Source organism: Nocardioides soli (genome assembly GCF_014191495.1).
Taxonomy (GTDB): domain Bacteria; phylum Actinomycetota; class Actinomycetes; order Propionibacteriales; family Nocardioidaceae; genus Nocardioides; species Nocardioides soli.
Genome location: NZ_JACHWR010000005.1, coordinates 47,104 through 70,567 on the forward strand (window position 1 = coordinate 47,104; position 23,464 = coordinate 70,567).

Annotated in this window: 22 protein-coding genes and 1 pseudogene; 17 read left to right on the forward strand and 6 right to left on the reverse strand. The window is 73.7% G+C overall.

Annotation, left to right across the window (positions count from 1 at the left end; genetic code table 11):
• The first annotated feature begins 3 nt into the window (after nt 1-3).
• The gene (locus FHU40_RS24465) at nt 4-1,518 is read left to right on the forward strand and encodes an amidohydrolase family protein (RefSeq protein WP_183595133.1); all 1,515 of its coding nucleotides are present in this window, start codon (nt 4-6) and stop codon (nt 1,516-1,518) included.
• On the opposite strand, the gene FHU40_RS24470 is transcribed toward FHU40_RS24465, so the two are convergent.
• Nucleotides 1,515-2,399, reverse strand: coding sequence for an SGNH/GDSL hydrolase family protein (locus FHU40_RS24470; protein ID WP_183595134.1), 885 nt, complete (start codon nt 2,397-2,399; stop codon nt 1,515-1,517). The genes FHU40_RS24465 and FHU40_RS24470 overlap by 4 nt on opposite strands.
• A 68-nt stretch (nt 2,400-2,467) precedes the next feature.
• On the opposite strand from FHU40_RS24470, the gene FHU40_RS24475 reads away from it, so the two are divergent.
• A complete protein-coding gene (locus FHU40_RS24475; protein ID WP_183595135.1) occupies nt 2,468-3,427 on the forward strand; it encodes a cation diffusion facilitator family transporter in 960 nt (319 codons plus the stop codon).
• Nucleotides 3,428-3,443: 16 nt separating this feature from the next.
• Here the strand turns inward: FHU40_RS24475 and FHU40_RS24480 are convergent, their stop codons facing one another.
• The gene (locus FHU40_RS24480) at nt 3,444-4,097 is read right to left on the reverse strand and encodes a response regulator transcription factor (protein WP_183595299.1); all 654 of its coding nucleotides are present in this window, start codon (nt 4,095-4,097) and stop codon (nt 3,444-3,446) included.
• Entirely contained in the window at nt 4,094-5,347 is a 1,254-nt protein-coding gene (locus FHU40_RS24485) for a sensor histidine kinase (RefSeq protein ID WP_183595136.1), read from the reverse strand. Before FHU40_RS24485 ends, FHU40_RS24480 begins: the two co-directional genes overlap by 4 nt.
• 107 nt (nt 5,348-5,454) lie before the next feature.
• On the opposite strand from FHU40_RS24485, the gene FHU40_RS24490 reads away from it, so the two are divergent.
• From FHU40_RS24490 to FHU40_RS24540, 11 genes are all read left to right on the forward strand, one after another.
• A complete protein-coding gene (locus tag FHU40_RS24490) occupies nt 5,455-6,186 on the forward strand; it encodes an ABC transporter ATP-binding protein (protein ID WP_183595137.1) in 732 nt (243 codons plus the stop codon).
• Nucleotides 6,183-8,042 carry an FtsX-like permease family protein gene (locus tag FHU40_RS24495; RefSeq protein WP_183595138.1) on the forward strand — a complete coding sequence of 620 codons (1,860 nt, stop codon included), beginning with the start codon at nt 6,183-6,185 and terminating at the stop codon, nt 8,040-8,042. Before FHU40_RS24490 ends, FHU40_RS24495 begins: the two co-directional genes overlap by 4 nt.
• Nucleotides 8,043-8,193: 151 nt before the next feature.
• Nucleotides 8,194-9,321, forward strand: a complete 1,128-nt coding sequence (locus FHU40_RS24500) for an ROK family protein (RefSeq protein WP_183595139.1) — start codon at nt 8,194-8,196, stop codon at nt 9,319-9,321.
• Nucleotides 9,322-9,468: 147 nt separating this feature from the next.
• Nucleotides 9,469-10,761: an extracellular solute-binding protein gene (locus tag FHU40_RS24505; protein WP_221200270.1), complete on the forward strand. Its 1,293-nt coding sequence runs from the start codon at nt 9,469-9,471 to the stop codon at nt 10,759-10,761.
• 139 nt (nt 10,762-10,900) lie between these two features.
• Complete coding sequence (locus FHU40_RS24510; RefSeq protein ID WP_215525602.1) at nt 10,901-11,809, forward strand: carbohydrate ABC transporter permease; 909 nt, start codon at nt 10,901-10,903, stop codon at nt 11,807-11,809.
• Nucleotides 11,809-12,648 carry a carbohydrate ABC transporter permease gene (locus FHU40_RS24515; RefSeq protein ID WP_183595141.1) on the forward strand — a complete coding sequence of 280 codons (840 nt, stop codon included), beginning with the start codon at nt 11,809-11,811 and terminating at the stop codon, nt 12,646-12,648. The genes FHU40_RS24510 and FHU40_RS24515 overlap by 1 nt, the downstream gene beginning before the upstream one ends.
• Entirely contained in the window at nt 12,645-14,048 is a 1,404-nt protein-coding gene (locus tag FHU40_RS24520; protein ID WP_183595142.1) for a glycoside hydrolase family 3 protein, read from the forward strand. Before FHU40_RS24515 ends, FHU40_RS24520 begins: the two co-directional genes overlap by 4 nt.
• On the forward strand, nt 14,045-14,935 hold the full coding sequence (locus FHU40_RS24525) for an ROK family protein (protein ID WP_343058037.1): 891 nt from the start codon (nt 14,045-14,047) through the stop codon (nt 14,933-14,935). The genes FHU40_RS24520 and FHU40_RS24525 overlap by 4 nt, the downstream gene beginning before the upstream one ends.
• A gap of 354 nt (nt 14,936-15,289) precedes the next feature.
• Nucleotides 15,290-16,231: an N-acetylglucosamine-6-phosphate deacetylase gene (locus FHU40_RS24530; protein WP_183595144.1), complete on the forward strand. Its 942-nt coding sequence runs from the start codon at nt 15,290-15,292 to the stop codon at nt 16,229-16,231.
• A complete protein-coding gene (locus tag FHU40_RS24535) occupies nt 16,231-17,016 on the forward strand; it encodes a glucosamine-6-phosphate deaminase (protein WP_183595145.1) in 786 nt (261 codons plus the stop codon). The genes FHU40_RS24530 and FHU40_RS24535 overlap by 1 nt, the downstream gene beginning before the upstream one ends.
• A gap of 120 nt (nt 17,017-17,136) precedes the next feature.
• On the forward strand, nt 17,137-17,682 hold the full coding sequence (locus FHU40_RS24540) for an HIT family protein (protein WP_215525597.1): 546 nt from the start codon (nt 17,137-17,139) through the stop codon (nt 17,680-17,682).
• 74 nt (nt 17,683-17,756) lie between these two features.
• Here FHU40_RS24540 and FHU40_RS24545 read toward each other — a convergent pair whose 3' ends face one another.
• Together FHU40_RS24545 and FHU40_RS29190 are read right to left on the reverse strand one after the other, a co-directional pair.
• Nucleotides 17,757-18,419 (reverse strand): helix-turn-helix transcriptional regulator, encoded by a 663-nt coding sequence (locus FHU40_RS24545; RefSeq protein WP_246391542.1) that lies wholly within the window; start codon nt 18,417-18,419, stop codon nt 17,757-17,759.
• 75 nt (nt 18,420-18,494) lie between these two features.
• Nucleotides 18,495-18,680: pseudogene (locus FHU40_RS29190) on the reverse strand (HTH domain-containing protein); the annotation flags it as partial.
• Between the two features lie 18 nt (nt 18,681-18,698).
• On the opposite strand from FHU40_RS29190, the gene FHU40_RS24550 reads away from it, so the two are divergent.
• Nucleotides 18,699-19,259, forward strand: coding sequence for a mycothiol transferase (locus FHU40_RS24550; protein ID WP_183595146.1), 561 nt, complete (start codon nt 18,699-18,701; stop codon nt 19,257-19,259).
• Nucleotides 19,260-19,286: 27 nt separating this feature from the next.
• Here FHU40_RS24550 and FHU40_RS24555 read toward each other — a convergent pair whose 3' ends face one another.
• Entirely contained in the window at nt 19,287-20,450 is a 1,164-nt protein-coding gene (locus FHU40_RS24555; RefSeq protein WP_183595147.1) for a PucR family transcriptional regulator, read from the reverse strand.
• Between the two features lie 91 nt (nt 20,451-20,541).
• Between FHU40_RS24555 and FHU40_RS24560 the strand changes: the two genes are divergently transcribed.
• The 3 genes from FHU40_RS24560 to FHU40_RS24570 all read left to right on the forward strand — a co-directional run bounded on the left by FHU40_RS24560 (nt 20,542) and on the right by FHU40_RS24570 (nt 23,434).
• Complete coding sequence (locus tag FHU40_RS24560; RefSeq protein WP_183595148.1) at nt 20,542-21,657, forward strand: ferredoxin reductase; 1,116 nt, start codon at nt 20,542-20,544, stop codon at nt 21,655-21,657.
• A gap of 24 nt (nt 21,658-21,681) precedes the next feature.
• Nucleotides 21,682-22,923: a fatty acid desaturase family protein gene (locus tag FHU40_RS24565; protein WP_183595149.1), complete on the forward strand. Its 1,242-nt coding sequence runs from the start codon at nt 21,682-21,684 to the stop codon at nt 22,921-22,923.
• Nucleotides 22,924-23,035: 112 nt separating this feature from the next.
• Nucleotides 23,036-23,434 (forward strand): hypothetical protein, encoded by a 399-nt coding sequence (locus FHU40_RS24570; protein ID WP_183595150.1) that lies wholly within the window; start codon nt 23,036-23,038, stop codon nt 23,432-23,434.
• Nucleotides 23,435-23,464: the final 30 nt, after the last annotated feature.

The following is a 23,464-nucleotide window of genomic DNA, read 5'->3' on the forward strand; positions in this document are numbered from 1 at the left end:
ACCGTGTCGAGCATCCTCATCCGCAACGCCCGCCTGGTCCCGATCGGATCCGGGGAGCACGCCGCCGATGCGCCCGTCGACGTCCTGATCGAGCGCGGCACCGTGGCCGGGGTCGGCCCGGACCTGGATCGTCCGCGGGACGTCGACGAGATCGACGCCGCGGGGCGGTGGATCATCCCGGGCCTGTGGGACCAGCACACCCACCTCGCGCAGTGGACGCTCGCGTCGCAGCGGCTCGACCTCGCCGGGGCGCGCTCGCCGGAGGACGCCACCCTCGCGGTCGCGGACTGGATCGCCCAGCACCCCGGCCTGCCCGTCGTCGGCTGGGGCCACCGCTCCGCCGGCTGGGACCGTGAGGTCACGGTCTCCGAGCTCGACGCGGTGTCCGGCGACACGCCGGTCGTGCTGATCAGCGGCGACGGCCACCACGCGTGGCTGAACACCACGGCGCTGATGCACCTCGCGATGCCGGTGCGCGACTCGGTGGTGCGCGAGACCGAGTGGTTCGCGGTCTACCCCCGCCTCGCCACGCTCGTCGGCAGCGACGGCACCTCGCCCGAGGCCTACCGACGCACGCTCGACGCCGCGGCGGCGCGGGGCGTCGCGGGCCTGGTCGACTTCGAGTTCGGGGCGAGCCGCGAGGAGTGGGCCGAGCGCTGGGGACAGGGCTGCGACCGGCTGCGGATCCGCTGGGCGACGTACGCCGACACCCTCGACGACGTGATCGCCGCCGGCCTGCGCACCGGCGACCCGCTCTCCGCCGACCCGCGCCTGACGATGGGCCCGCTCAAGATCATCAGCGACGGCTCGCTCAACACCCGCACCGCGTGGTGCTGCGAGCCGTACGGCGACGCGCACCGGCTCGAGTACCCCTCCGGCCAGCCCAACCTCTCGGGCGCCGAGCTCCGCGAGCAGCTGGCCCGCGCGCACGCCGGCGGCCTCGAGATCGCCACCCACGCGATCGGCGACGCGGCGGTTCGCGAGGCGCTGGCGGCGTACGCCGAGACCGGTGCCCGTGGCGCGATCGAGCACGCGCAGCTGTGCCGACGCGACGACGTACGCCGGATGGCCGAGCTCGGCGTCCGGGCCAGCGTGCAGCCGGCCCACCTCCTCGACGACCGCGACGTGACCGACCGGATCTGGGGCGCGCGGTCGGAGCGCTGCTTCGCGTTCCGGTGGATGGTCGACGACGGCGTGGAGCTCGCGCTCGGCTCGGACGCGCCGGTCTCGCCGCTGGATCCGTGGCTCGCGATGGCGTCCGCGGTACACCGCAGCGCCGACGAGCGCGGGCCGTGGCACGGCGAGCAGGCGCTGACCGTGCGCGAGGCGCTCGCCGCGTCGGTCGACGGCCGGCCGACCGTCGGCGTCGGGTCGCGGGGCGACCTGGTGCTGCTCGACCGCGACCCCCTCCTGCGCGACCTCGACCCCGCCGACACCGCCGAGCTCGGGGCGGCGCTGCGGGCGATGCCGGTCGCGACCACGGTCGTCGCCGGGCACGTCGTCCACGACGACCGCTAGCGGATCGCCTCCAGCACCAGGTCGGCAACGGCCAGCTGCTCGGCCGCGAGCGGGTGGTAGGCGAGGGCCCGGTCGGCTGAGGTGACCCGCCCGTTGATCCACGGTTCGGCGGCGCAGATGTCATGGCCCTCGGTGGCCGCCCAGACGTCGACGTACTCCGCGTCGGCCGTCTCGGCGGCGGCGCGGACCGCCTCGGTCAGTCGATGGTTGACGTCGCGGGCGAACGCGTAGTCGCCCGCGGCCAGCGGCAGGTCGGGACAGGTGCCGGAGGCCGGCACGATCTGCGGGTAGCCGACCAGGAGCACCCGGGCCTCGGGGGCGCGCTCCCGGACGTCGTCGACGACCCCGACCAGGCGGTCGCGGATCGTGGTCAGCGTCGGCTCGAGCTCGCCGGCGAAGCGAGCGGCGCACGGTCCGCCGGCCGGGTCGTCGGCCGCGAGCCGGGTGCAGCCGCCCAACAGGGTGGCGAAGAGGCTCCCGTCGTTGCCGCCGAGGCCGATCGTGACCAGGTCCGTGCGCGGCCGCACCGCGTCCAGCTGCGGCGGCACCGACCCGGTCATGCCGCGCTGGGCGGCCCGGACGTTCGCGGTCGACGCGCCGCTGCAGCTGACATCGGTCAGCGCCGTGCCCGGCAGCGCCTCGGCGACCAGCGCCGGGTAGTTGACTCCCGAGCGCAGGCAGATCGTGCCGGTGTCGGTCGGCGCCACGAGCGGCGCCGCCGTGTAGGAGTCGCCGAGCGCGACGTACCGGTCGTACCTCGCCGGCGAGGCCGTCGGGTCGCCGGTGGCCCGGGCCGGGAGCGGCGCCGGGCCGTCCCCGGCGTTGCTGCAGCCCGCGAGCACCGCCAGCGCGAGCAGCAGCGCGGCGGCGGGGGAACGCATGGCTTCGACCGTAGCCGGGCGGGTGCGAGCCACTGGTCGACGGGCACGAGGTCGGGTACGAAGGGAGCATGGCGGCCACCGACGTACCCGAGGAGCCGACCGGCAGCGAGTCCCTCCTCACCGTGCTGGTGGCGCTGGCCGCCAACGGGCTGCTCGCGGTGGCCAAGTCGGCCGCGGCCGCGCTCACGGGGTCGGCGGCGATGGTCGCGGAGGCCGCGCACTCGTGGGCCGACACCGGCAACGAGATCTTCCTGCTGATCGCCGAGCGCAGCGGCAGCCGGCCCCGCGACGAGGAGCATCCGCGCGGGTACGGCCGCGCGACGTACGCCTGGTCGATGATCGCGGCCTTCGGTCTCTTCACCGCCGGGGCGGTGGTGTCGGTCTGGCACGGCCTCACCGCCCTGCGGTCCGGGTCCGACGGCGAGGCGAGCTTCACGGTCAACTACGTGGTGATCGGCATTGCGTTCCTGCTCGAGGGCACGTCGTTCGTCCAGGCCAGCCGCCAGGTGCACGGGGCGTCCCGGCGCTTCGGCACCCACCCGCTCCGGTACGTCGCGCGCACGTCGAACCCGACGCTGCGCGCGGTCTTCTTCGAGGACTTCTCCGCGCTGATCGGCATCCTCGTGGCCGCGGTCGGCATCGGCCTGCACCAGGTGACCGGCAACCCGGCGTACGACGCGCTCGGGTCGATCGCGATCGGCGTGCTGCTCGGCTTCGTCGCGGTCTTCCTGATCCGGCGCAACATGGACTACCTGCTCGGCGAGGCTCCGACCGCTGACACCCGGTCGCGCGTGATCGCCCGGCTGCTGGAGCATCCCCAGATCGAACGCCTCACCTACCTGCACCTGGAGTACGTCGGACCGCAGCGGCTCTTCGTGGTCGCCGCGGTCGACCTGGTCGGCGACGACACCGAGGACCACCTCGCGATCCGGCTGCGCGCGGTGGAGGCCGACATCGAGCGCAACCCGCTCATCGAGGACGCGGTGCTCACGGTCGCCCCGCCCGACGAGGCGTCGCTGGCACCCTGAGCGCCGTCAGGCGCCTTCAGGCGCCGCGCAGGTAGGCCAGCACCGCCGAGACCCGGCGGTCGGAGGCCGGGTCGAGGCGCAGTTTGGCGAAGATGCCGCCCACGTGCTTGCGCACCGCGGCCTCGCTGACAACCAGCTCCTCGGCGATCGAGCCGTTGGTGCGGCCCTCGGCCATCAGCGCCAGCACCTCGCGCTCGCGCGCCGTCAGGGTGGCCAGCGGCCCGTCGTCGCGGCGCCGGCCGAGCAGCTGGCGCACCACCTGCGGGTCGACGACGGTCTCGCCGCCGGCGACCCGGTCGAGGCTGTCCAGGAACTCCCGGACGTGGCCGACCCGGTCCTTGAGCAGGTAGCCGACACCGCTGGTGGCCGTGTCGGGCGCGGCCTCGAGGAGCTCGGGCACGTAGGCCTCCGCGACGTACGCCGAGAGCACCATGACCGCGATCTCGGGGTGCTCCGCACGGATCCGCGCGGCCGCGCGCAGGCCCTCGTCGGTGTGGGTGGGCGGCATCCGGATGTCGGTGACGACGACGTCGGGCAGCTCCCGCGCGACGTACACCAGCAGGGCGTCGGCGTCCGCCACCGCCGCGACCACCTCGTGCCCGGCGCGCTCGAGGATCCCGACCAGGCCCTCGCGCAGCAGCGCCGAGTCCTCGGCGAGCACGATCCTCAGGCGGCGCACGGTGCCGCCATCCGCACCTCGGTCGGGCCACCGGCCGGGCTGGTCACGCGCAGCTCGCCGCCGAGCGCGTCGAGGCGCACGGCGAGCCCGGCCAGCCCGCTCCCGGTGCCGCGGTCGAGGACCGCGCCACCGCGTCCGTCGTCGACCACCGTCAGCACGAACGTCTCGGCCTGGCGCCAGCCGTGCACCTGCGCGCGCCGCGCGCCGGAGTGGCGGACCACGTTGGTGAGGGCCTCGCTGACGACGAAGTACGCCGCGGTCTCGACCGGCTCGGGCAGTCGCTCGTCGAGCCGGATCTCGACCGACACCGGCACCGGCGATCGGTCGGCGATCTCGTGCACGGCGGCGGCGAGCCCGTGGTCGGCGAGCACCCGCGGGTGGATGCCGCGCACCGTCGCCCGCAGCTCCTCGAGCGCCTCCTCGGCCTGCCGGTGCGCCTGCCGGACCAGCGTGAGTCCGGGACCGTCGGGCACGTCGAGCTCAGCGCTGCCCAGCGTCATCGTCAGCGCCACGAGCCGCTGCTGCACGCCGTCGTGCAGGTCGCGCTCGATGCGCCGCCGCTCGGTCTCGAACGCGTCGACCAGGTCGACCCGCGACCGGCGCAGCTCGGCCACCGCGCGGACCAGCTCGGCGTCCCGCGGCTCGAGCAGCAGCCGGGCCAGGGCGGCCTGGGCGACCGCGAGCAGGCCCACGACGTACGCCGAGACCGCGAGCGCCACGAGCCCGACGGCGACCGCGAGCCACGACTCGGCGGTGCTGTCGACCGACCAGCCGAGCACCTCCATCCGGTCGACGCGCGAGAGCCACGGCGCCAGCAGCAGCACGACCGGGACCGTGATCGCGACCAGCGCCACCACGAAGTCGATCGGCCAGAGCACGACCGAGACCAGGAACGCGTAGCCCACCTCGGGCCACGACACCGCGAGCCCGCGACCGGCCCGGAGCCGCTCGCTCCACGACATGCCGGACGGCGGCGCGGCCTGCACGAGCCGCAGCCGGGCACGCTCGACGACGCCCAGGAGCCCCGCCAGCACGGGGATTCCGGCCAGCACGACCAGTCCGACGACCAGGACGGCCGTGACCGCACCGACGACCAGGGTGGTCGCCAGGACGACGAGCACCGCGATGCCGATCGGGATCGTGCTGACGACGTACGCCAGCGCACCCCACGGCCAGCGTGATCCCAGGTAGCGCCACGGATCCGCGCGCAGGGCGGTCCACGCGTCCGGCGTCCGGGTCATGCCCCGACCCTAGGGCTCGACGCCTCGCGTGGGGGTAGCGCACGCGCTACCCCGGGTGTCGCGCGCAGGCCAGGGATCCGGACGGCGAACGCGGCTGGGATGGGGCCATGACCACGTTCCCGGCCGTCCTGCTCGACGGCGTCACCCGCACCTACCGATCGCGAGCGGGGGAGGTGCACGCGCTCCGTGGGGTCACCCACGCCTTCGAGCGCGGCACGTTCACCGCGGTGATGGGGCCGTCGGGCTCCGGCAAGTCGACGCTGCTGCAGGTGGCGGCCGGGCTGGACCGGCCCACCCGCGGCGACGTCCGCATCGGCGGCAAGCCGCTCGGCCCGATGAGCCAGACCGCGCTGACCCGGATGCGACGTACGTCGATGGCGTTCGTCTTCCAGTCCTACAACCTGCTCGACGCGCTCAGCGCCGCCGACAACGTCGCCCTCCCCGCCCGGCTCGCCGGGCGCCGGGTCGACCGCGACGCGGTGCGCCACGCGCTCGGCCAGGTCGGGCTCGCCGAGCAGGCGCGCCGGCGGCCCGCGGAGCTGTCCGGGGGACAGCAGCAGCGCGTCGCGATCGCGCGGGCGCTGCACCTGCAGCCCGAGGTGCTCTTCGCCGACGAGCCGACCGGTGCGCTGGACCGCGCCTCCGGCCGCCAGGTGCTCCAGCTGCTGCGCTCGCTCTCCGACGAGCAGGGCCAGACCGTGGTGATGGTGACCCACGACCCGCTGGCCGCGTCGTACGCGCACGGCACGCTGTTCCTCGCCGACGGGCAGGTCGTCGGCCGCCTGGACCGGGCCGACGCCAACCAGATCGCCGCCGCGATGAGCGAGCTCGAGCGATGACCGCCCGGCCCGTGATGCTCGGGCTGAGCCGGCAGACGGTCCGGCAGTCGTGGCCGCCGTACGTCGGCGCGTTCGTCGCCCTGACCTGCGGTGTCGTGCTGATCGCGATGGCCGTGAGCCTCGCCGGCGCCGTCGACGTCAGCTCGCGCCGGCCCGGCGTGACCGCGGCGGAGCGCGCCCAGCTCGACGACCTCGCGTCGATGATCGGGGTGATGTCGGGGGTCGCGCTCTTCATGGCGATGTTCGTCGTCGCGAGCACCTTCGGGTTCGTGGTCGCCGCGCGCCAGCGCGAGCTCGGCCTGCTCCGGCTGGTCGGCGCGACGCCGCGCCAGGTCCGCACGATGGTGCTGGGGGAGTCGGCGGTGGTCGCCGTGCTGGCCACCGTCGCCGGGTCGCTGCTGGCGACCGTCGTGACGCCGGTGTTCGTCGCCCTGCTCGAGGCGCAGGGGCTGCTCGCGGTCGACCTGACCATGCCGGCGCCGTGGATCGCCTGGTCGGTGGCGGCCGGCTGCGGTGCGGGCGTCGCGCTGCTCGGCTCGTGGCGGGCCTCGAAGCGGGCCGCGCGGGTCGCGCCCGTGGCGGCGTTCCGCGAGGCGGGGCTCGAGCGTCGTCGGCCCAGCGTGGTGCAGATCGTCGTCGGCACGGTCTGCCTGGTCGGACCGGTCGCGGTCTTCTTCGTGGCCGACGAGATCAGCCCGCTCTTCGCCCTGGTCACCGGGATCCTGCTGCCCGAGGTGGTGGTGATCGGCCTGGTCTGCTTCGGCCGGCTGCTGTTCCCCTGGCTGTCCGGGCTGCTGGCCCGGCCGTTCGCACGCCGCGACATCGCCGCGCGGCTGGCGGGCGACCACGTCCGCACCGGTGCCCGGACGCCGGCGGCGCTGGCCGCGCCGATCCTGGCGATCTCGGCGATCGCGGGCTCGATGATCGTGACGCTGAGCTTCACCGCCGACTGGACCACCGCGCTGGACCGTGTCCAGCTGCACGTGCCGGTCGTGGTCGAGACCGGCGGCGACCGCGCGGTCGTGAGTCGGCTGGTGGCCGATCCCGACGTGGTGCTGGCCGACCCGCGGATCGTGGTGGGCGAGCACGAGGTGATCGACGTCCGCCTCGCCGAGAGGTCGCGCGGCCTCGCCGCCGTCCGCGGCAGCCTCGACGACCTCGGCGACGACCGGGTCGCGGTGACCGAGACCTACGCGATGGACGCCGGCGTCGGCATCGGCGACCCGATCCGGATCCGGGTCGACGGCGAGCCGGTCCGGCCGCGGGTGGCCGCCGTGGTCGGGGACGCCCCGGACCTGTACGCCGAGGTGCTCGTGCCGCCCGCGCTCGGTGGCGCGAAGGCCGGCCGGGTGGTGCCCGACGTGGTCTTCGTCGACCCCGGTAGCGCCGACCTCGACGCCGTGCTCGCCGGCACCGGCGCGATCGTGCTCGGCGCCGACGCGTGGATCGACCAGGTCGACGCGCAGACCCGGGCCGGCAACCAGGTCGGGCTGTGGGTGCTGCTCGGGCCGGCCGGCCTCTACGCCGCCATCGCGATCGTCAACGCCGTGCTGGTGGGCGTCTCCCAGCGCCGCCGCCAGCTGCGCACGGTCGGCCTGCTCGGCGCGACCGGCGACCAGCTGCGCCGGATGGTGATCTGGGAGGCCGGGCTCGTCGGCGCGGCCGCCCTGCTGCTCGGGGCATTGGTGACCGGCTTCGTGGCCTGGCTGATCCGCTACGCGACGACCCGCGACGTACCGGACGTGCCGATGACCGTGCCGTGGCTGCCCCTCGTCGCGATCGTCGCCACCTGCCTGGGGCTCGCGGTGGTCGCCGCCCTGGCCGGAGCCCGGGCCGCCGTCCGGGCCTCGGCCTGACGGTTCGGGGCATCCCTGCGGGTCTCGGCCGCTGCAACGCCCCAGAAGTGCAGGGATACCCGGTGGACCGGGTATCCCTGCACCAAGGCCGCCGACGAAATTCGGGGCAAACCCTTGACGACGAATATGTAAGTGCGCTGAACTAACAAACGTGACCCAGACCTCACCGGTCGGCCGACCCCTCCGGCCCCGCGGCAAGCTCCTCCAGGAGGACACTCGCCGGCACCACCGCTCGCTGCTGCTCCAGCAGCTGTTCCGCGAGGGGCCGGCGAGCCGCGCCGACCTGGCCCGGACCACCGGGCTGACCCGGGTCACGGTCTCCGACCTGGTCGGCGAGCTGGTCTCCGGCGGGCTGGTCGAGGAGCTCGGGGCGCCGGCCCAGAGCCGGGTCGGCAAGCCGCCGACGCTGGTCGGGCTGAACGCCGACTCCACCCACGTCGTCGGCATCGACCTCTCGGCCACCGACCGGATGACGGGCGCGGTCGTCAACCTCGCGGGCACGGTCCGGGCCCGCCACGAGCTTCCGCTCGACGGCGCCGTGGGCGCTGCCGCCGTGGCGCTGGTGCACCGCCTCGCCACCGAGCTGATCGCGATGACCGACCGGCCTGTGCTCGGCGTCGGCGTCGGCAGCCCCGGCGTCGTCGACGCCGCCGGCACCGTGATCGACGCGCCCAACCTGGCCTGGACCGACACCCCGCTCGCGGCCAGCCTCGCCGATGCCCTCGGCCTGCCGGTCTTCGTCGCGAACGACGCCAACACCGCCGTGCTCGGCGAGCACACCTTCGGCGCCTCGGGCGACGGCGGGCTGATGGTGCTCCGGGTCGGCACCGGTGTGGGTGCCGGGCTGATCCTCGAGGGCTCCCTGCTCCACGGCCACCTCGGCGCCGCGGGCGAGATCGGGCACGTCGTCGTCGACCCCTCCGGCGATCGCTGCGCCTGCGGCCGCAGCGGCTGCCTGGAGACCATCCTCGCCGTGCCCCACCTGCGCAGGCGCCTCGCCGGTCACGACCCCGTCGAGGTGCTGACCCGGGTGGGCGAGCAGCTCGGCGCGGCCCTCGCGCCGGTGGTCGGCACCCTCAACCTCCACGAGCTCGTGCTGAGCGGCCCGCAGGAGCTCCTCGACGGGCCGCTGCGCGAGGCCGCCGACCGCAGCATCCGCGAGCGGACCATGCCGGTCAGCTCCGCGGGCCTCGTCGTGCGCACCTCCGAGCTGGGCGAGGACGTGGTGCTCGTGGGCGCCGCCGTCCTCGTGCTCGCCGGACAGCTGGGCGTCTCATGAGCGCCCCCACAGACACGGCCGTCATCCCGGCGGACCGGCACCCCAGGACCCGGCTCGGCGCCGTCCCTGGACCACCACCACTGGATCACCCACCACTGGATCACCACTGATTCATCACTTCGGGTAACGCAAGAGAGGAACACTGCGGTGCGGATCAAGAAGACCCTCGCGGTCGCAGCGATGGCCACGCTGGCCACGGCGACCCTGGCTGCCTGTGGCAGCGACGACTCGGACGGCGGCTCGTCCAGCGACGGTGGGCCCACGACGGCGGACATCCGCGTCTGGCTCAACGGCACCGACACGCCGCAGGACGCGCGCGACTGGCTGAAGAAGACCTTCGAGAACCAGAACCCCGGCTCCACGCTGACCATCGAGCAGCAGGAGTGGGACGGCCTCGTCGAGAAGCTCACGACCTCGCTCTCCAGCGCCTCGGAGACCCCGGACGTCGTCGAGATCGGCAACACCCAGGCCCCGACGTTCACCTCCGCCGGTGCGTTCTCCGACCTCACCGACCAGCTCGACGACCTCGGCGGCGACGACCTGCTCCAGGGCTTCGTCGACGGCGCCACGGTCGACGGCAAGACGTACGCCGTGCCGTACTACGCCGGCTCGAAGTACATCTTCTACCGCAAGGACCTCCTCCAGAAGGCCGGCATCGACGTGCCGACCACCATGGACGAGTTCGTCGACGCGGCGATCGCCCTGAAGAAGGCGAACCCCAAGCCGGCCAACTTCTCCGGCTTCTGGTTCCCCGGCCAGGACTGGCGCAACGGCGCGACGTTCATCTGGGACGCCGGCGGTGACCTGGCCACCGACGACGGCGGCGAGTGGAGCGGCTCCCTGGAGTCCCCCGAGTCGATCGCCGGTCTCGAGACCGCCCAGAAGCTCTTCACCGAGGCGTCCGGCGCCCCCAAGGACGGCAACGAGGCCGACCCGTGGACGCCGTGGTGCGCCGGTGAGGTCGGCATGATGTCGACCCCGGGCTGGGTGACCGGCCTGATCAACGACCCGAAGTCCGGCTGCCCCGACACCCTCGGCAAGCAGATCGGCGTCTTCGCCATGCCCGGCAGCGACGGCGAGCCCGCTCCGGTGCTGCTCGGCGGGTCCGACATCGCGATCTCGGCCAAGTCGGCCAACCAGGAGCTGGCCCAGAAGGCCGTCGCGCTGATGCTCAGCGACGACTACCAGACGATCATGGCCAAGGCCGGGCTGACGCCGGCCAAGACCTCGCTGGCGCCGCTGCTCGGTGACGACGAGTTCGCGCAGGCCACCATCGCCGCGGCGTCCAACGCCAAGCTGACCCCGGCCGCCCCCGGCTGGGCGAACGTCGAGGGCTCGCGGGTCCTGGAGGACCTGTTCAGCGCGATCGCCCAGGGCGGCGACGTGACCGAGCTGGCCCAGAAGGCCGACGAGCAGATGAACTCGCAGATCAACGGCTGACGCACCGCTGCCGGTCCGGCGGACCGGGCCGGCAGCGAGCCAGACCCAACGGACGGCCGGGGCGGTGGATCCGCCGCCCCGGCCGCGCCATGCCCGGACCCGACCCGTCGGGCCCGCGATGATGAGAGGAGGAGGCCGGATGAACGGGAGCGCACCGCGCGCACGTCGTACGCCGTTGCCGTACGCGCTGCTGATCCCGGCGACGGTGGCGCTCGCCGTGGCGCTCGGCTACCCGCTGGTGCGCCAGGTGGTGCTGTCGTTCCAGGACTTCGGCCTGGCCCAGCAGTTCGGCCGGCCGCCCGAGTGGGTCGGGCTCGGGAACTACCGCGAGCTGGTCACCGACCCCTACCTGTGGCGGGTCACCCTGCGCTCGCTGGTCTTCTGCCTCGTCAACGCGGCGGTCACCATGGCGATCGGCGTCGGCCTCGCCCTGCTGATGCGGCACATGACCTCGTGGGTGCGGGTGCTGCTGCAGACCGGGCTGCTGCTCGCGTGGGCGATGCCGGTCGTGGCCTCCCTGACCGTCTGGCAGTGGCTCTTCGACACCCAGTACGGCATCGTCAACTACCTGCTCACCAAGCTCGGCCTCGACTTCCAGGGCCACCCGTGGCTGCTCGAGCCGCTCTCCTTCTTCTTCGTCGCCACCGTGATCGTGGTGTGGATGAGCGTGCCGTTCGTCGCCTTCACCGTGTACGCCGCGCTGACCCAGGTCTCGGAGGACCTGGTCGAGGCCGCGGAGATCGACGGCGCCAGCCCGCTGCAGCGGCTGCGGCACGTCGTACTCCCCGCGATCCGCCCGGTGCTGCTGGTCGTCGGGCTGCTCCAGGTCATCTGGGACCTGCGCGTCTTCACCCAGATCTTCATCCTCCAGCAGGCCGGCGGCTCGACCCGCGACACCAACCTGCTGGGCACCTACATCTACCGGCTCGGGATCGGCGGCGGGAAGTTCGGCATGGCGGCGGCGGTCGCCATCTTCATGCTGCTGCTCACCGTGATCCTGACCGCGCCGTACGTCCGCGCCATGCTCAAGCAGGAGAGTGAAGACTGATGTCGCGCACCCCTCGCCGTTCGCTGCGGATCGGCGCCAACGTCGTCGGCGTCGTCGCCTTCCTGGTCGCGATCTTCCCGGTCTACTGGATGGTGAACAGCTCCTTCCTGAACCGCAACGAGATCCGCAACCCGGTCCCGACCTGGGTGCCCTTCGGCGGCAACCTCGACAACTACCGCACGGTCTTCGAGACCGACCAGTTCCTCAACGCGCTGAAGATCAGCCTGATGGTGACGGTGCTGACGATCGTGGTGGCGCTCGCGTTCGCGTTCGTCGCGGCCGTGGCGGTCTCCCGGTTCCGGTTCCGGGGCCGGATGTCGTTCATCGTCACCCTGCTGGTGATCCAGATGATCCCGGTCGAGGGCCTGTTCATCTCCCAGTACAAGATGCTGGAGGCCATGGACCTGCTCAACACGGTCATCGGCCTGTCGCTGGTCTATGTGTCGCTGGTGCTGCCCTTCACCATCTGGACCCTGCGCGGCTTCGTGACCGGCGTGCCGTACGAGCTGGAGGAGGCCGCGATGATGGACGGCTGCTCCCGCACCCAGGCGTTCTTCCGGATCACCTTCCCGCTGCTCGCGCCCGGCCTGGTGGCGACCGGCGTCTTCGGCTTCATCCAGGCCTGGAACGAGTTCACCCTCGCCCTCGTGGTGATGACCCGCGAGGACCAGCGCACGCTGCCGCTGTGGCTCTCGACGTTCACCGACGTCAATCGCGGCACCGACTGGGGCGGCATCATGGCCGGCTCCACGCTGATCGCGGTGCCCGTGATCGTGTTCTTCCTCGTCGTCCAGGGCCGGATGGTCGCCGGCCTCACCTCCGGCGCGGTCAAGGGATGAGCTCCTCGCTCGAGACCCAGGCGCTGGCCGTGCAGCTGCCGGCCTTCGCCGGCACCACGCTGCCGGGGGAGTACGCCGACCTGCTGGCCGCCGGCCTGGGTGGGATCTGCTACTTCGGCAGCAACACCGCCGACGGCCCGGACGCCGTCGCGGCGCTGAGTGCCGCGATCCGGGCGGCCAACCCGCACGCGGTGATCGCCGTCGACGAGGAGGGCGGCGACGTGACCCGCCTGCACGCCCTCGTCGGCAGCCCGGTGCTCGGTGCCGCCGCGCTCGGGGCGGTCGACGACCTCGACCTGACCCGCGACACCGGCCGCGCGGTCGGTGCGTCGCTGACCGCGGTCGGGATCAACCTCGACCTCGGTCCGGTCGCCGACGTCAACACCGACCCGGACAACCCGGTGATCGGCACCCGCAGCTTCGGCACCGACCCGCGGGCCGTCGCGGCCCACGTCGCGGCCTGGGTGGCCGGCCTGCAGGAGGCCGGGGTCGCGGCGTGCGCCAAGCACTTCCCGGGCCACGGAGACACCGCCCAGGACAGCCACCTCGAGCTGCCCACCATCGAGGTCGGCCTCGACACCCTCCGCACCCGCGAGCTGGTGCCGTTCGCGGCCTCGATCGAAGCCGGCATCGCGTCGGTGATGACCTCCCACATCGTGGTCCCCGCCCTCGACCCGGACCTGCCCGGCACCCTCAGCGCCCCGGTGCTCGGCCTGCTGCGCGACGAGCTCGGGTACGACGGCGTCATCGTCAGCGACGCCCTCGACATGGCCGGCGCGTCGGCCGGCCGCGGCATCCCGGAGGCGGCCGTGCTGTCGCTGGCCGCCGGGGCCGACCTGCTCTGCATCGGCCCCGAGAAGCCGGCGTCCCTGGTGCGCGCGACGCAGGCGGCCATCGTGGCGGCCGTGCGCGACGGGCGGCTGTCGGAGCAGCGGCTGCGGTCCGCGGCCGCCAGGGTGGCGCAGTTGCGGGGCTATGGCACGCCTGGCGTGCCCGCGCTCGCCGTTTCCGCGCAGTTGCGCAGTTGCGGCGACCGCCAGCTGGCCGGTGCCCGCCGCTCGCTGACCGTCGAGGGCGAGCTGCCCGACCTGCGCGGCGCGGTCGTGGTCAGCGTCGCGACGCCGGCCAACATCGCCGTCGGCGAGGTGCCGTGGGGCCTGGCGCCCGACGCCACCGTCGCGCCGGGTGAGCGGCTGGACACCGACCGGCCGGTGATCCTCCAGGTGCGCGACGCGCACCGCCGGCCGGAGATCGTGACCGAGGGCGCTGCGACCATCATCGAGTGGGGGTGGCCGGGTCCGTACGACGGCCCGGTGCCCAGGATCCTGACCCGCGGCTACTCCCGACCGGGAGCCGCCGCGGTGACCGAGCTGTTGCGAGAGGCAGGGTGGGACCGGTGAAGCTCGGTCTGGACATCGGGGCGACCAAGACCCTCGGTGTGGTGCTCGACGACGACGGGAAGATCCGGGCCGAGGTCCGTGAGCGCACCGAGCGCGGCGCGGGCGGCGTCGTCGAGTCGGCCGGTCGCGTCGTCGACGCGCTGCGGGCGGCCACCGGCGACCCGCTCACCGGGCCGGTGGGGGTGGGCGTCCCCGGCCTCGTCGACGTCGAGCACGGTGCGGTCAAGCACGCGGTCAACCTCGGCCTCGACGGCGACTTCGTGCCGCTCGGCGACCTGCTCGGCGAGCGCCTCGGCGTCCGTGCCGTGATCGAGAACGACGTGAACGCCGCCAGCCTCGGCGCCACCGCGCTCAGCGGCGACCAGGACCTGATCTACCTGAGCATCGGCACCGGTCTCGCGGCGGGCCTGGTCCTCGACGGCCGGCTCCGCCGTGGCGTGCACGGCGCCGCCGGCGAGATCGGGCACGTCCCGGTCGATCCGCACGGCGCGCTGTGCTCCTGCGGTCAGCGCGGCTGCCTCGAGACGATCGCCTCCGGATCGGCCCTGGCCGCGGCCTGGCCCTCCGGCGACGTACCGCCCGCCCAGGCGCTGTTCGCGGCCGCGCAGGCCGGTGAGGAGAAGGCGATCCAGGTGCGCGACGAGTTCGCCGCCGGGGTCGCCAGCGCGGTGCGGGTCCTGAGCCTGGCCGTCGACCCGGCCACGATCGTCCTCGGCGGCGGGGTCGCCCAGCTCGGCGACCCGCTGCGCGTGGCGGTCGCGCAGGCGCTGCTCGACCAGGCGGCCAGCTCGCCGTTCCTCGCCTCGCTCGACCTCGCGGGCCGGATCCGGGTGGTGCCCGCCGACTATCCCGTGGCCGCCGTCGGCGCCGCGCTGCTGGGCCGATGAGCTCCGTCACGGGCTGGCCGGCCCCGGGCAGCGGTGCGTCAGCAACCGATTCCGCCGTCCGATCGGTTGCCTGCTCACCGCCGCCCGGCCGCCGCCCGGGCCAGCGGTGCGTCAGCAACCGATTCCGCCGTCCGATCGGTTGCCTGCTCACCGCCGCCCGGCACGAGGAGGGCCGATGAGCTCAGTCACGGGCTGGCCGGCCCTGGGCAGGGGTGCGTCAGCAACCGATTCCGCCGTCCGATCGGTTGCCTGCTCACCGCCGCCCGGCCGCCGCCCGGGCCAGCGGTGCGTGAGCAACCGATTCCGCCGTCCGATCGGTTGCCTGCTCACCGCCGCCCGGAACGAGGAGGGCCGATGAACACCGTCTCCGGTCTCGTCGACATCCAGGTCAACGGCGCCGCCGGTATCGACCTCACCGCCGAGCCGCACCGGCTCTGGGAGGTGGCGGCGGCGCTGCCGGCGTACGGCGTCGTCGCGTTCGTGCCGACCGTCATCACCAGCGACCCGGCGGCCCGTGAGCAGGCCCTCGCGACGTACGCCGCCGGGCCGCCCGCGGGCTGGGTCGGTGCGGAGCCGCTCGGACTGCACTTCGAGGGCCCGATGATCGCGCCCGCCCGCAAGGGCGCGCACCCCGAGCACTGGCTGCGGGCGCCCTCGCTCGAGTTGGTCGACGGCTGGTCGCGCGAGGCCGGCGTCGTGATGGTCACCATCGCCCCCGAGCTGCCGGGGGCGATCGACGTCGTCGAGCGGCTGGTGGCCCGCGGCGTCGTCGTGTCGGTCGGCCACACCGCGGCCGCGACCGCCGACGTGGTCGCCGCGGTGGAGGCCGGCGCCCGGTGCGTGACCCACCTCGGCAACGCGATGGCACCGCTGCTGGCCCGCGAGCCCGGCCCGGTCGGCGTCGCGCTGGGGGCTGACGGACTGGTCGCCGGGGTGATCGTCGATGGTCACCACCTCGACCCGCACTTCGTGCGCGCCGCCTGGCGTGCCCTCGGCTCCGAGCGTTTCGTGTCGGTCTCCGACACCACCGCCGCCCTCGGACTGCCCGACGGCCCGGCCCGCCTCGGCGACCAGGACGTGATCGTCTCCGGCGGCACGGTACGGCTCGCCGACGGCACGCTCGCCGGCTCCGCCGCGTCGCTGCTCGACTGCCTGCGCCTGCTGGTCGCCCAGACCGGCTGCACCCTCGACGAGGCGGTCGCCACCGCCACCACGACCCCGCTCACCCTGCTCGGGCTGCCGCCGCGCGAGGAGCGGATCCGGCTCACCGACGATCTGCGCCTGGAGGTCGACTGATGGAGGTCGTGCCGCTCTCCTCCGCCGCCGAGGCCGGTGCGGTCGCCGCCGACGCGATCGAGGCGCTGGTGCGCCGCCGGCCCGACGCCGTGCTCGGCCTGGCGACCGGGTCGAGCCCGCTCCCGACATACCAGGAGCTGATCCGCCGCCACCGGACCGGCGCCGGCCCGGCGTACGACGCGGTGCGCTGCTTCACCCTCGACGAGTACGTCGGGCTCCCCGCCGGCCACCCGGAGACCTACCGGGAGACGATCTTCCGCGAGTGCACCGACGGCCTCGGCATCGCCCGCGACCGGGTGCGCAGCCCGGACCCGTCGCCCGACGGTCTCTCCGACGCCGGCCCTCGCTACGAGGCCGCGATCGAGGCCGCGGGCGGGGTCGACCTGCAGGTGCTCGGCATCGGCGGCGACGGTCACCTCGCCTTCAACGAGCCCGGCTCCTCCCTCGCCTCCGCCACCCGCCTGAAGACCCTCACCGCGCGGACCCGGCAGGACAACGCCCGCTTCTTCGGGTCGGTCGACCAGGTCCCCCAGCACGTGCTCACCCAGGGCCTCGGCACCATCCTGCGCGCCCGGCACCTGCTCTTCGTCGCCACCGGCGCGGCCAAGGCCGACGCGGTCGCCGCCGCCGTCGAGGGCCCGGTCTCCGCCTCCTGCCCCGCCTCGGTTCTCCAGCTGCACCCGCACGCCACCGTGCTGCTCGACCCCGCCGCCGCAGCCCGCCTGACCCGGCTCGACTACTACCGCGAGGTGTACGCCGGCAAGCCGGCCTGGCAGGGGCTCTGAGGCGGCGTCGGGATACCCGGTGCACCGGGTATCCCGGCACTTCTCGGCCGATGCAACACCCGAGAAGTGCCGGTTCTGCCCGAGAGGCTCCCCGCGGCCTAGCGAAGCTAGGGTGACGGCGTGCCTGACGACTTCCGCCGCGACCGCGTGGGTACGGCGCTGGCCGGCACGAACCCGATGGTGCTCCGACGGATGCGGGCCGGGTTCGCCGTGATCGGGGACGTGCAGCACCTGCCGGGCTACTGCGTGCTGATCACCGACACCCCGGGCGTCGACCAGCTCACCGACCTGACGCCCGAGCGGCAGCTGGTCTTCCTCGACGACATGGCCGTGCTGGGCCGCGCGGTGGCGGCGGTGTGCGCGCGGCGCGACCCGCAGTTCAAGCGGATCAACCTCGAGATCCAGGGCAACACCGACGCGTTCCTGCACGCCCACGTCACGCCGCGCTACCACTGGGAGCCGGACGACATCGTCGGCTGGCCGGCCGCGCTGCACCACTGGACGGAGCGGGTCGGACCCGAGCACGCGGTCGGCCCGCAGCACGACGAGCTGCGCGCGGAGCTGGTCGCCGAGCTCCTAGTGGCCGTCACCGGAAGTTCTTCGGGTGGCCCGCACCCCGGGCACGCACCTCGCGGCGTTGCCGTCGCTTGCTGGACGAGCAAGTAGAGCCGCGCTCCGGCGCCTTGCGATGCACGCACCCCGAGCACGGGCCACCCCCGAGGAACTTCCAGCGACGACCACTAGTCCGAGGCGGCTGACGCCAGCCGGGCGGCGAGCGACCGCAACGCCGAGCGCAGCTCCGGCGAGCCCACCACCTCGAACGGCACCGGGAGCATCGCGAGGCGAGCGGCGTACCAGTCCGGGTCGTCGGTGGTGGCGACCATCCGGGTGCGGTCGCCCTCGGCCGACAGCAGCGCGAAGCTGCGCGGCACCCAGCGCCGGACCTGCTCGACCGGCGCGTCGACCAGCACCTCCGCGGCGTACCGCCAGCCCTGCGAGAAGTGCTCCTCGACGACCCGCAGCGCGTCGATGCCCGCGGGAGGAGTGAAGGTCTCGGGCAGCGCCGACACGTCGGCGACCCGGTCGACGCGCAGCACCCGCTGGGCGTCGCGGCTGCGCGACCAGCAGAGCAGGTACCAGTGGCTGTGCCGCAGCACGACCGCCCACGGCTCGACCACCATCTCCGAGATCCGCTCGCCGATCCGGTAGTCGAGCATCAGCGTGCGCGACGCCGCGCACGCCGCGACCAGGCGCTCGAGGTGCTCGTGGGGTGCGATGTCGCCGGCCGACTGCGGGTGCGGTACGGCGGGCCGCTCCGGCAGCACGCGCAGGATCTTGGCGAGCGCGCCGCCGACGACGTCGGCCGGGTCGGCCGCGCGGGGGTGGCCCTCCAGCGTGGCCATCACGAGACCCGTCGCCTCCGCCGCGGTGAACATCAGCGGCGGCAGCCGCAGGCCGCGGCCGACCCGGTAGCCGCCGTACGGCCCGCTCGCCGACTCGATCGGGAGGTCGGCCTCGCGCAGGATCGCGACGTAGCGCCGGGCCGCCCGGCCGGTGACGCCGAGCCCGGCGCCGAGCTGGTCGGCCGTGATGCCCGGGCGCGCCTGGATCAGCTCGAGCGTGCGCAGCGCGCGGGCAGTCGGGGAAGTAGATCGTCCGGGAATGCCCCTAGTGTGCCGGACATGACGACCTCCCCGAACGTCTTCCGGACCGAGACCCCGCTGGCCGGCACCGAGATCGAGGCCCTCGTCGGGTCGCTCAACCGGATGCGCACCTACCTGCTGTGGAAGTGCGGCGGCGTCGACGACGCCGGCATTCGCGCCACGCTCGGCACTTCGACCCTGACGCTGGGCGGCCTGCTCAAGCACCTGTCGGTCGTCGAGGCCATCACGTTCTCCTGGAAGCTGCACGGCCGGCGCCCGTTCGCACCGTTCGAGGACGCCGACTGGGACGACCCCGACTGGCACTTCCGCGTCGAGGACGACGACACCCCCGCCTCGCTCGAGGCGCTCTACCGCGCGTCGGTCGCGAAGGGGCAGGCGCTCGTCGACGAGGCGATCGCGGCGGTCGGGCTCGGCGGGGACGCCGACATCGCGGACGACGAGGGCCGGCACGCCAACGTGCGCCGGCTCGTCTACGACATGATCGAGGAGTACGGCCGGCACGTCGGCCACGCCGATCTGATCCGCGAGTCCGTCGACGGCCTCGTGGGCGAGGACCCCGGGCCGGAGTGGTCGGCCTAGCGACGCCCTCGGGTCAGGGTTGCGCTCTCACGCGAGCGCGACGGTGAGCGCCAGGACGGTCGCGGGGTCGTCGAGCCGGTCGCCGTACAGCTCGCGCAGCTGGCCCATCCGGTAGCGCACGGTCTGCGGGTGCACGAACAGGTCGGCCGCGACCTCGTCGCGGCGGCCGTGGTGGAGCAGCCACGAGCGCAGCGTGTCGGCGAGCTTCTCGGCCGTGCCGGGCCGCAGGGCGGCGAGCGGGGCGAGCACCTGGGCGCGCAGGTCCGCCCGAGCGGAGGGGTCGGCGTCGAGCACCAGGGGCACCAGGTGTGCCTCGGTGTCGAGCTCGAGCCCGGCCGCCCGGGCACGCAGGGCCCGGTCGTACGACGCGCGCACCTCGAGCCACGGTCTCGGCGGCCCCGCCGTGCAGCCGCGGGTGCCGAGCGTCCGCAGCAGCGCCGCACGCCGGTGCCCGTGCGCGTCGGGCACCAGCAGCAGCACCGCCTCGTCGAGCTCGGGCGGCTCGGTGGCCGCGATCGTGCCCGGGGAGACGGCGGCGAGCACCGGGCGCACCTGGGCCTCGGGCACGATCACCGCGGTCAGCGTCTTCGGCGGCTCCCAACCCGCGCGCTCGGCCGTCGCGAGCACGGTGTCGGCCGGGGAGCCGGTGAGCAGGTGGTGGGCGATCCGCTCCAGGCGGCGCTGCCGGACCCGGCCGGTGGTGGCGAGCTCGTCGTTGTGGCCGGCGACGCTCGCGGCGGAGAGCTCGTCGATGTAGGCGAAGACCAGCTCCGCGAAGGCGACCAGCGTCTCGCCGTCGAGGCCGTTGCGCACCGCGGTCGTCGACATCTCGCGCCAGGAGACGCGGGCGCCGATCCGGTACGCCGCGAGGATCGCCTCGGTCGAGCGGCCGCTGCGGGCCTCGCCGCGGCCGAGCTGGTAGGCGCCGTCGACCGCGGGCGCGGTGGGTGTGGTCAGGTCGGCACCGCGCCGGCCGCTGGCGAGGGAGAGGAACCCGCCCAGCGCGAGCTGCACCGCGTTGCGGATCGTCTCGCCCATCGGCCCGCTGAACGCGTCGGTGTAGCTGGGCACCTCGTCGATGATCGCGGCGACGACGTGCTCGGCGACGTCGGCCAGCTCGGCGCGCATCCGCTCGACGGCCCGGGGTGGGAGCCGGAGCCCGTGATCGGCCGTGCGCCGGGGAGTGGCCATGGTCCAGTTTTATCACCAGCGAACAATGCCGACCCCGATCTTCACGTCCTACGGTCATGATCTTGCGCGTCGCGCGCAGCAGACTGTGGTCATGAGCATCGCCCTCCCGTCCGGAACGACCCGGTCCCGTCGTGGTCGATCCCTGCGCGAGGGGCTGCGCCGGGTCGCCGAGGCCGCGGTCACGCCGCTCGAGCTGGGCGACGTGCTCGACGTCTTCCACCCGCTGCGCCGCGGCGCCGACCTGCGGGCCCGCATCGTCGAGGTCCGCCCCGAGACCCACCAGTCCGCGACCGTGCTGCTCCAGCCGGGGCGGGACTGGGCCGGCCACGTGCCGGGACAGTACGTCCGCGTGGGCGTCGACGTCGACGGCGTCCGCCTGTGGCGCACCTACTCGCTCACCCACGGCCCGCGCGCCGACCGCCGGATCAGCATCACCGTCAAGGCGATCCCCGGCGGCGTGGTCTCCAACTACCTGGTCCGCCGCGCCCGGCCCGGCCAGATGATCCAGCTGCACCAGTCCGAGGGCGAGTTCGTGCTGCCGCAGCCGATCCCCGCCAAGCTGCTGCTCGTCACCGGCGGCTCGGGCATCACGCCGGTGATCGGCATGCTCCGCAACCTCTTCTCGCGCGCCGAGCGGCCCCAGACCGACATCGTGCTGCTGCACTCCGCGCTCTCGCGGGCCGAGGTGATCTTCGGCAGCGAGCTGCGGCAGTACGACGCGGCCGGGTGGCTGCGCCTCGTCGAGCTGCACACCGACACCCACGGGCTGCTCGACGTGGCCGACCTCGACCGGCTGGTGCCCGACCTGGCCGAGCGCACGGCGTACGCCTGCGGTCCGGCCGGCCTGCTCGACGCGCTCCAGGAGCACTTCGACGCGCGCGGGCTGACCCTTGCCACCGAGCGCTTCCGCGCGCAGCTGGTCGAGGCAGGCGACGGCGGCACCGTCACCTTCGCCGGCGGCACCCCGCTGGAGGCCGACGGCGCCACCCCGATCCTCGACGTCGCGGAGAACGCCGGCGTACTGATGCCCAGCGGCTGCCGGATGGGCATCTGCATGGGCTGCGTCCTGCCGCTGAAGGAGGGCGCCGTCCGCGACCTGCGCAACGGCGCGCTCACCACCGCCGTACCCGGCGAGACCGGGCCCGGCGGCGTACCGATCCAGACCTGCATCAGCGCGGCCGCCGGGCCGTGTGTGATCGACCACTGACCCCGGCCCGATTCGAGGAGTCGCATGACCGCCATCACGAAGAAGCCCGTGAACCCGACGGCCCACCTCACCCCCGAGGACATCGAGCAGATCGGCATCGAGCTCGACGCGATCCGTCAGGACATCCTCGACGAACGCGGTGCGAGCGACGCGGCGTACATCCACCGGGTCGTCGACGTGCAGCGCCGGCTCGAGCTGGCGAGTCGCGCGGTGCTGCTGTTCTCGTCGCTGCCGCCGGCCTGGATCGTCGGCACGATCGGCCTGTCGGTCGCCAAGATCCTCGAGAACATGGAGATCGGCCACAACGTCATGCACGGTCAGTGGGACTGGATGCGTGACCCGAAGATCCACTCGACGACGTGGGAGTGGGACAACGCCTCGACCGCGGACGGCTGGAAGCACTCGCACAACGAGATCCACCACAACTTCACCAACATCGTCGGCAAGGACAACGACCTCGGCTACGGCATCATGCGCGTCGACGAGGACCAGCGCTGGCACCCGGCGTACCTCGCCCAGCCGCTGTGGAACTTCATCAACGCGTGCTTCTTCGAGTACGGCATCGCGGCGTACGACCTCGAGCTGGGCCGCAACCTGCGGCTGCCGAAGGAGAGGCGCAGCGACGAGTTCAAGCGCAACCTCAAGAACACGCTGAAGAAGATCCGCAAGCAGGCCACCAAGGACTACGTCGTGCACCCGGCGCTGTCGATCCCGACCGGGTCGTTCCTGCCGACGCTCGCGGCGAACTTCACCGCCAACCTGGTGCGCAACATCTGGTCGCACTCGGTGATCATGTGCGGCCACTTCCCCGAGGGCGTCGAGACCTTCGAGAAGAAGGCGATCCCGGCCAACGAGACCCGCGGCGAGTGGTACCTGCGCCAGATGCTCGGCTCGGCCAACATCTCCGGCTCCAAAGCCATGCACATCATGACCGGCAACCTCTCGCACCAGATCGAGCACCACCTCTTCCCCGACCTGCCGAGCAACCGGTACGCCGAGATCGCCCCCCGGGTGCAGGCGCTCTTCGAGAAGTACGACCTCAACTACCACACCGCGCCGCTGCCGCAGCAGGTCTACTCGGCCTGGCACCGGGTGGTCCGACTGTCGCTGCCCAACGGCTGGCTCGCGACGACCACCGTCAAGAACCTGCCCGAGCAGGCGAAGCTGCTGTGGGCGATGTCGACCAAGGGCCCCAAGGTGCGCCGCGCCGCCCAGGCCCGGCTGGAGCAGCAGGCCCGTCGCCAGGCGGCCGCCGCGGCGGCCTGACGCCGCACTGTTCGGGATAGTCCGTCACGTTCTGGTCGTCGACAGCCGGTGACGGCAACCAGAACGTGACGGACTATCCCGACGCTGCGAGTCCGTACTGGATCATGGCCCCATGCGATTCACCGAGCACGAGCTGACCGCGGCGCTCACGGGAGCGGCCAAGAGCGTGCTGGCCGCCCAGGACAAGGACGTCCGCAAGGGACGCCGCACCGCCGACGAGGCCTGGGAGGCGCTCGGGAGGTTCCAGCGGTTCCAGATCCTCGACGGGCTCGGCGACCAGCTGCTGCCGGTGCTGGTCGCACTCCCGGACGTCGACGTCGAGCCCGGCACTCGCCCGGCGTTCACCGACGCCCAGATCACCGCGGCGGTGGAGGAGCGGCTCGGCGAGGAGGGCGGCAAGATCCGCCGGGCGGTGCTGCTCAAGGCCCGGGTCGCGCTCGTGCAGGTGGCGCTGGCCCACGTGCCGCCGCGGCAGGACCCGGACGCGCTGATCGTGCCCGACCACCTGTGAGCGACCTCGCTTGTGACGCCGGGTCGTCCG

Bases quoted from the DNA above. Each gene is read 5' to 3' on its own strand.
- FHU40_RS24470 (WP_183595134.1), bottom strand. From the start codon at position 2,399: ATGCGTTCCCCCGCCGCCGCGCTGCTGCTCGCGCTGGCGGTGCTCGCG.
- FHU40_RS24475 (WP_183595135.1), top strand. From the start codon at position 2,468: ATGGCGGCCACCGACGTACCCGAGGAGCCGACCGGCAGCGAGTCCCTC.
- FHU40_RS24485 (WP_183595136.1), bottom strand. From the start codon at position 5,347: ATGACCCGGACGCCGGACGCGTGGACCGCCCTGCGCGCGGATCCGTGG.
- FHU40_RS24490 (WP_183595137.1), top strand. From the start codon at position 5,455: ATGACCACGTTCCCGGCCGTCCTGCTCGACGGCGTCACCCGCACCTAC.
- FHU40_RS24495 (WP_183595138.1), top strand. From the start codon at position 6,183: ATGACCGCCCGGCCCGTGATGCTCGGGCTGAGCCGGCAGACGGTCCGG.
- FHU40_RS24510 (WP_215525602.1), top strand. From the start codon at position 10,901: ATGAACGGGAGCGCACCGCGCGCACGTCGTACGCCGTTGCCGTACGCG.
- FHU40_RS24515 (WP_183595141.1), top strand. From the start codon at position 11,809: ATGTCGCGCACCCCTCGCCGTTCGCTGCGGATCGGCGCCAACGTCGTC.
- FHU40_RS24520 (WP_183595142.1), top strand. From the start codon at position 12,645: ATGAGCTCCTCGCTCGAGACCCAGGCGCTGGCCGTGCAGCTGCCGGCC.
- FHU40_RS24530 (WP_183595144.1), top strand. From the start codon at position 15,290: ATGAACACCGTCTCCGGTCTCGTCGACATCCAGGTCAACGGCGCCGCC.
- FHU40_RS24535 (WP_183595145.1), top strand. From the start codon at position 16,231: ATGGAGGTCGTGCCGCTCTCCTCCGCCGCCGAGGCCGGTGCGGTCGCC.
- FHU40_RS24545 (WP_246391542.1), bottom strand. From the start codon at position 18,419: ATGGCCACGCTGGAGGGCCACCCCCGCGCGGCCGACCCGGCCGACGTC.
- FHU40_RS24550 (WP_183595146.1), top strand. From the start codon at position 18,699: ATGACGACCTCCCCGAACGTCTTCCGGACCGAGACCCCGCTGGCCGGC.
- FHU40_RS24555 (WP_183595147.1), bottom strand. From the start codon at position 20,450: ATGGCCACTCCCCGGCGCACGGCCGATCACGGGCTCCGGCTCCCACCC.
- FHU40_RS24560 (WP_183595148.1), top strand. From the start codon at position 20,542: ATGAGCATCGCCCTCCCGTCCGGAACGACCCGGTCCCGTCGTGGTCGA.
- FHU40_RS24565 (WP_183595149.1), top strand. From the start codon at position 21,682: ATGACCGCCATCACGAAGAAGCCCGTGAACCCGACGGCCCACCTCACC.
- FHU40_RS24570 (WP_183595150.1), top strand. From the start codon at position 23,036: ATGCGATTCACCGAGCACGAGCTGACCGCGGCGCTCACGGGAGCGGCC.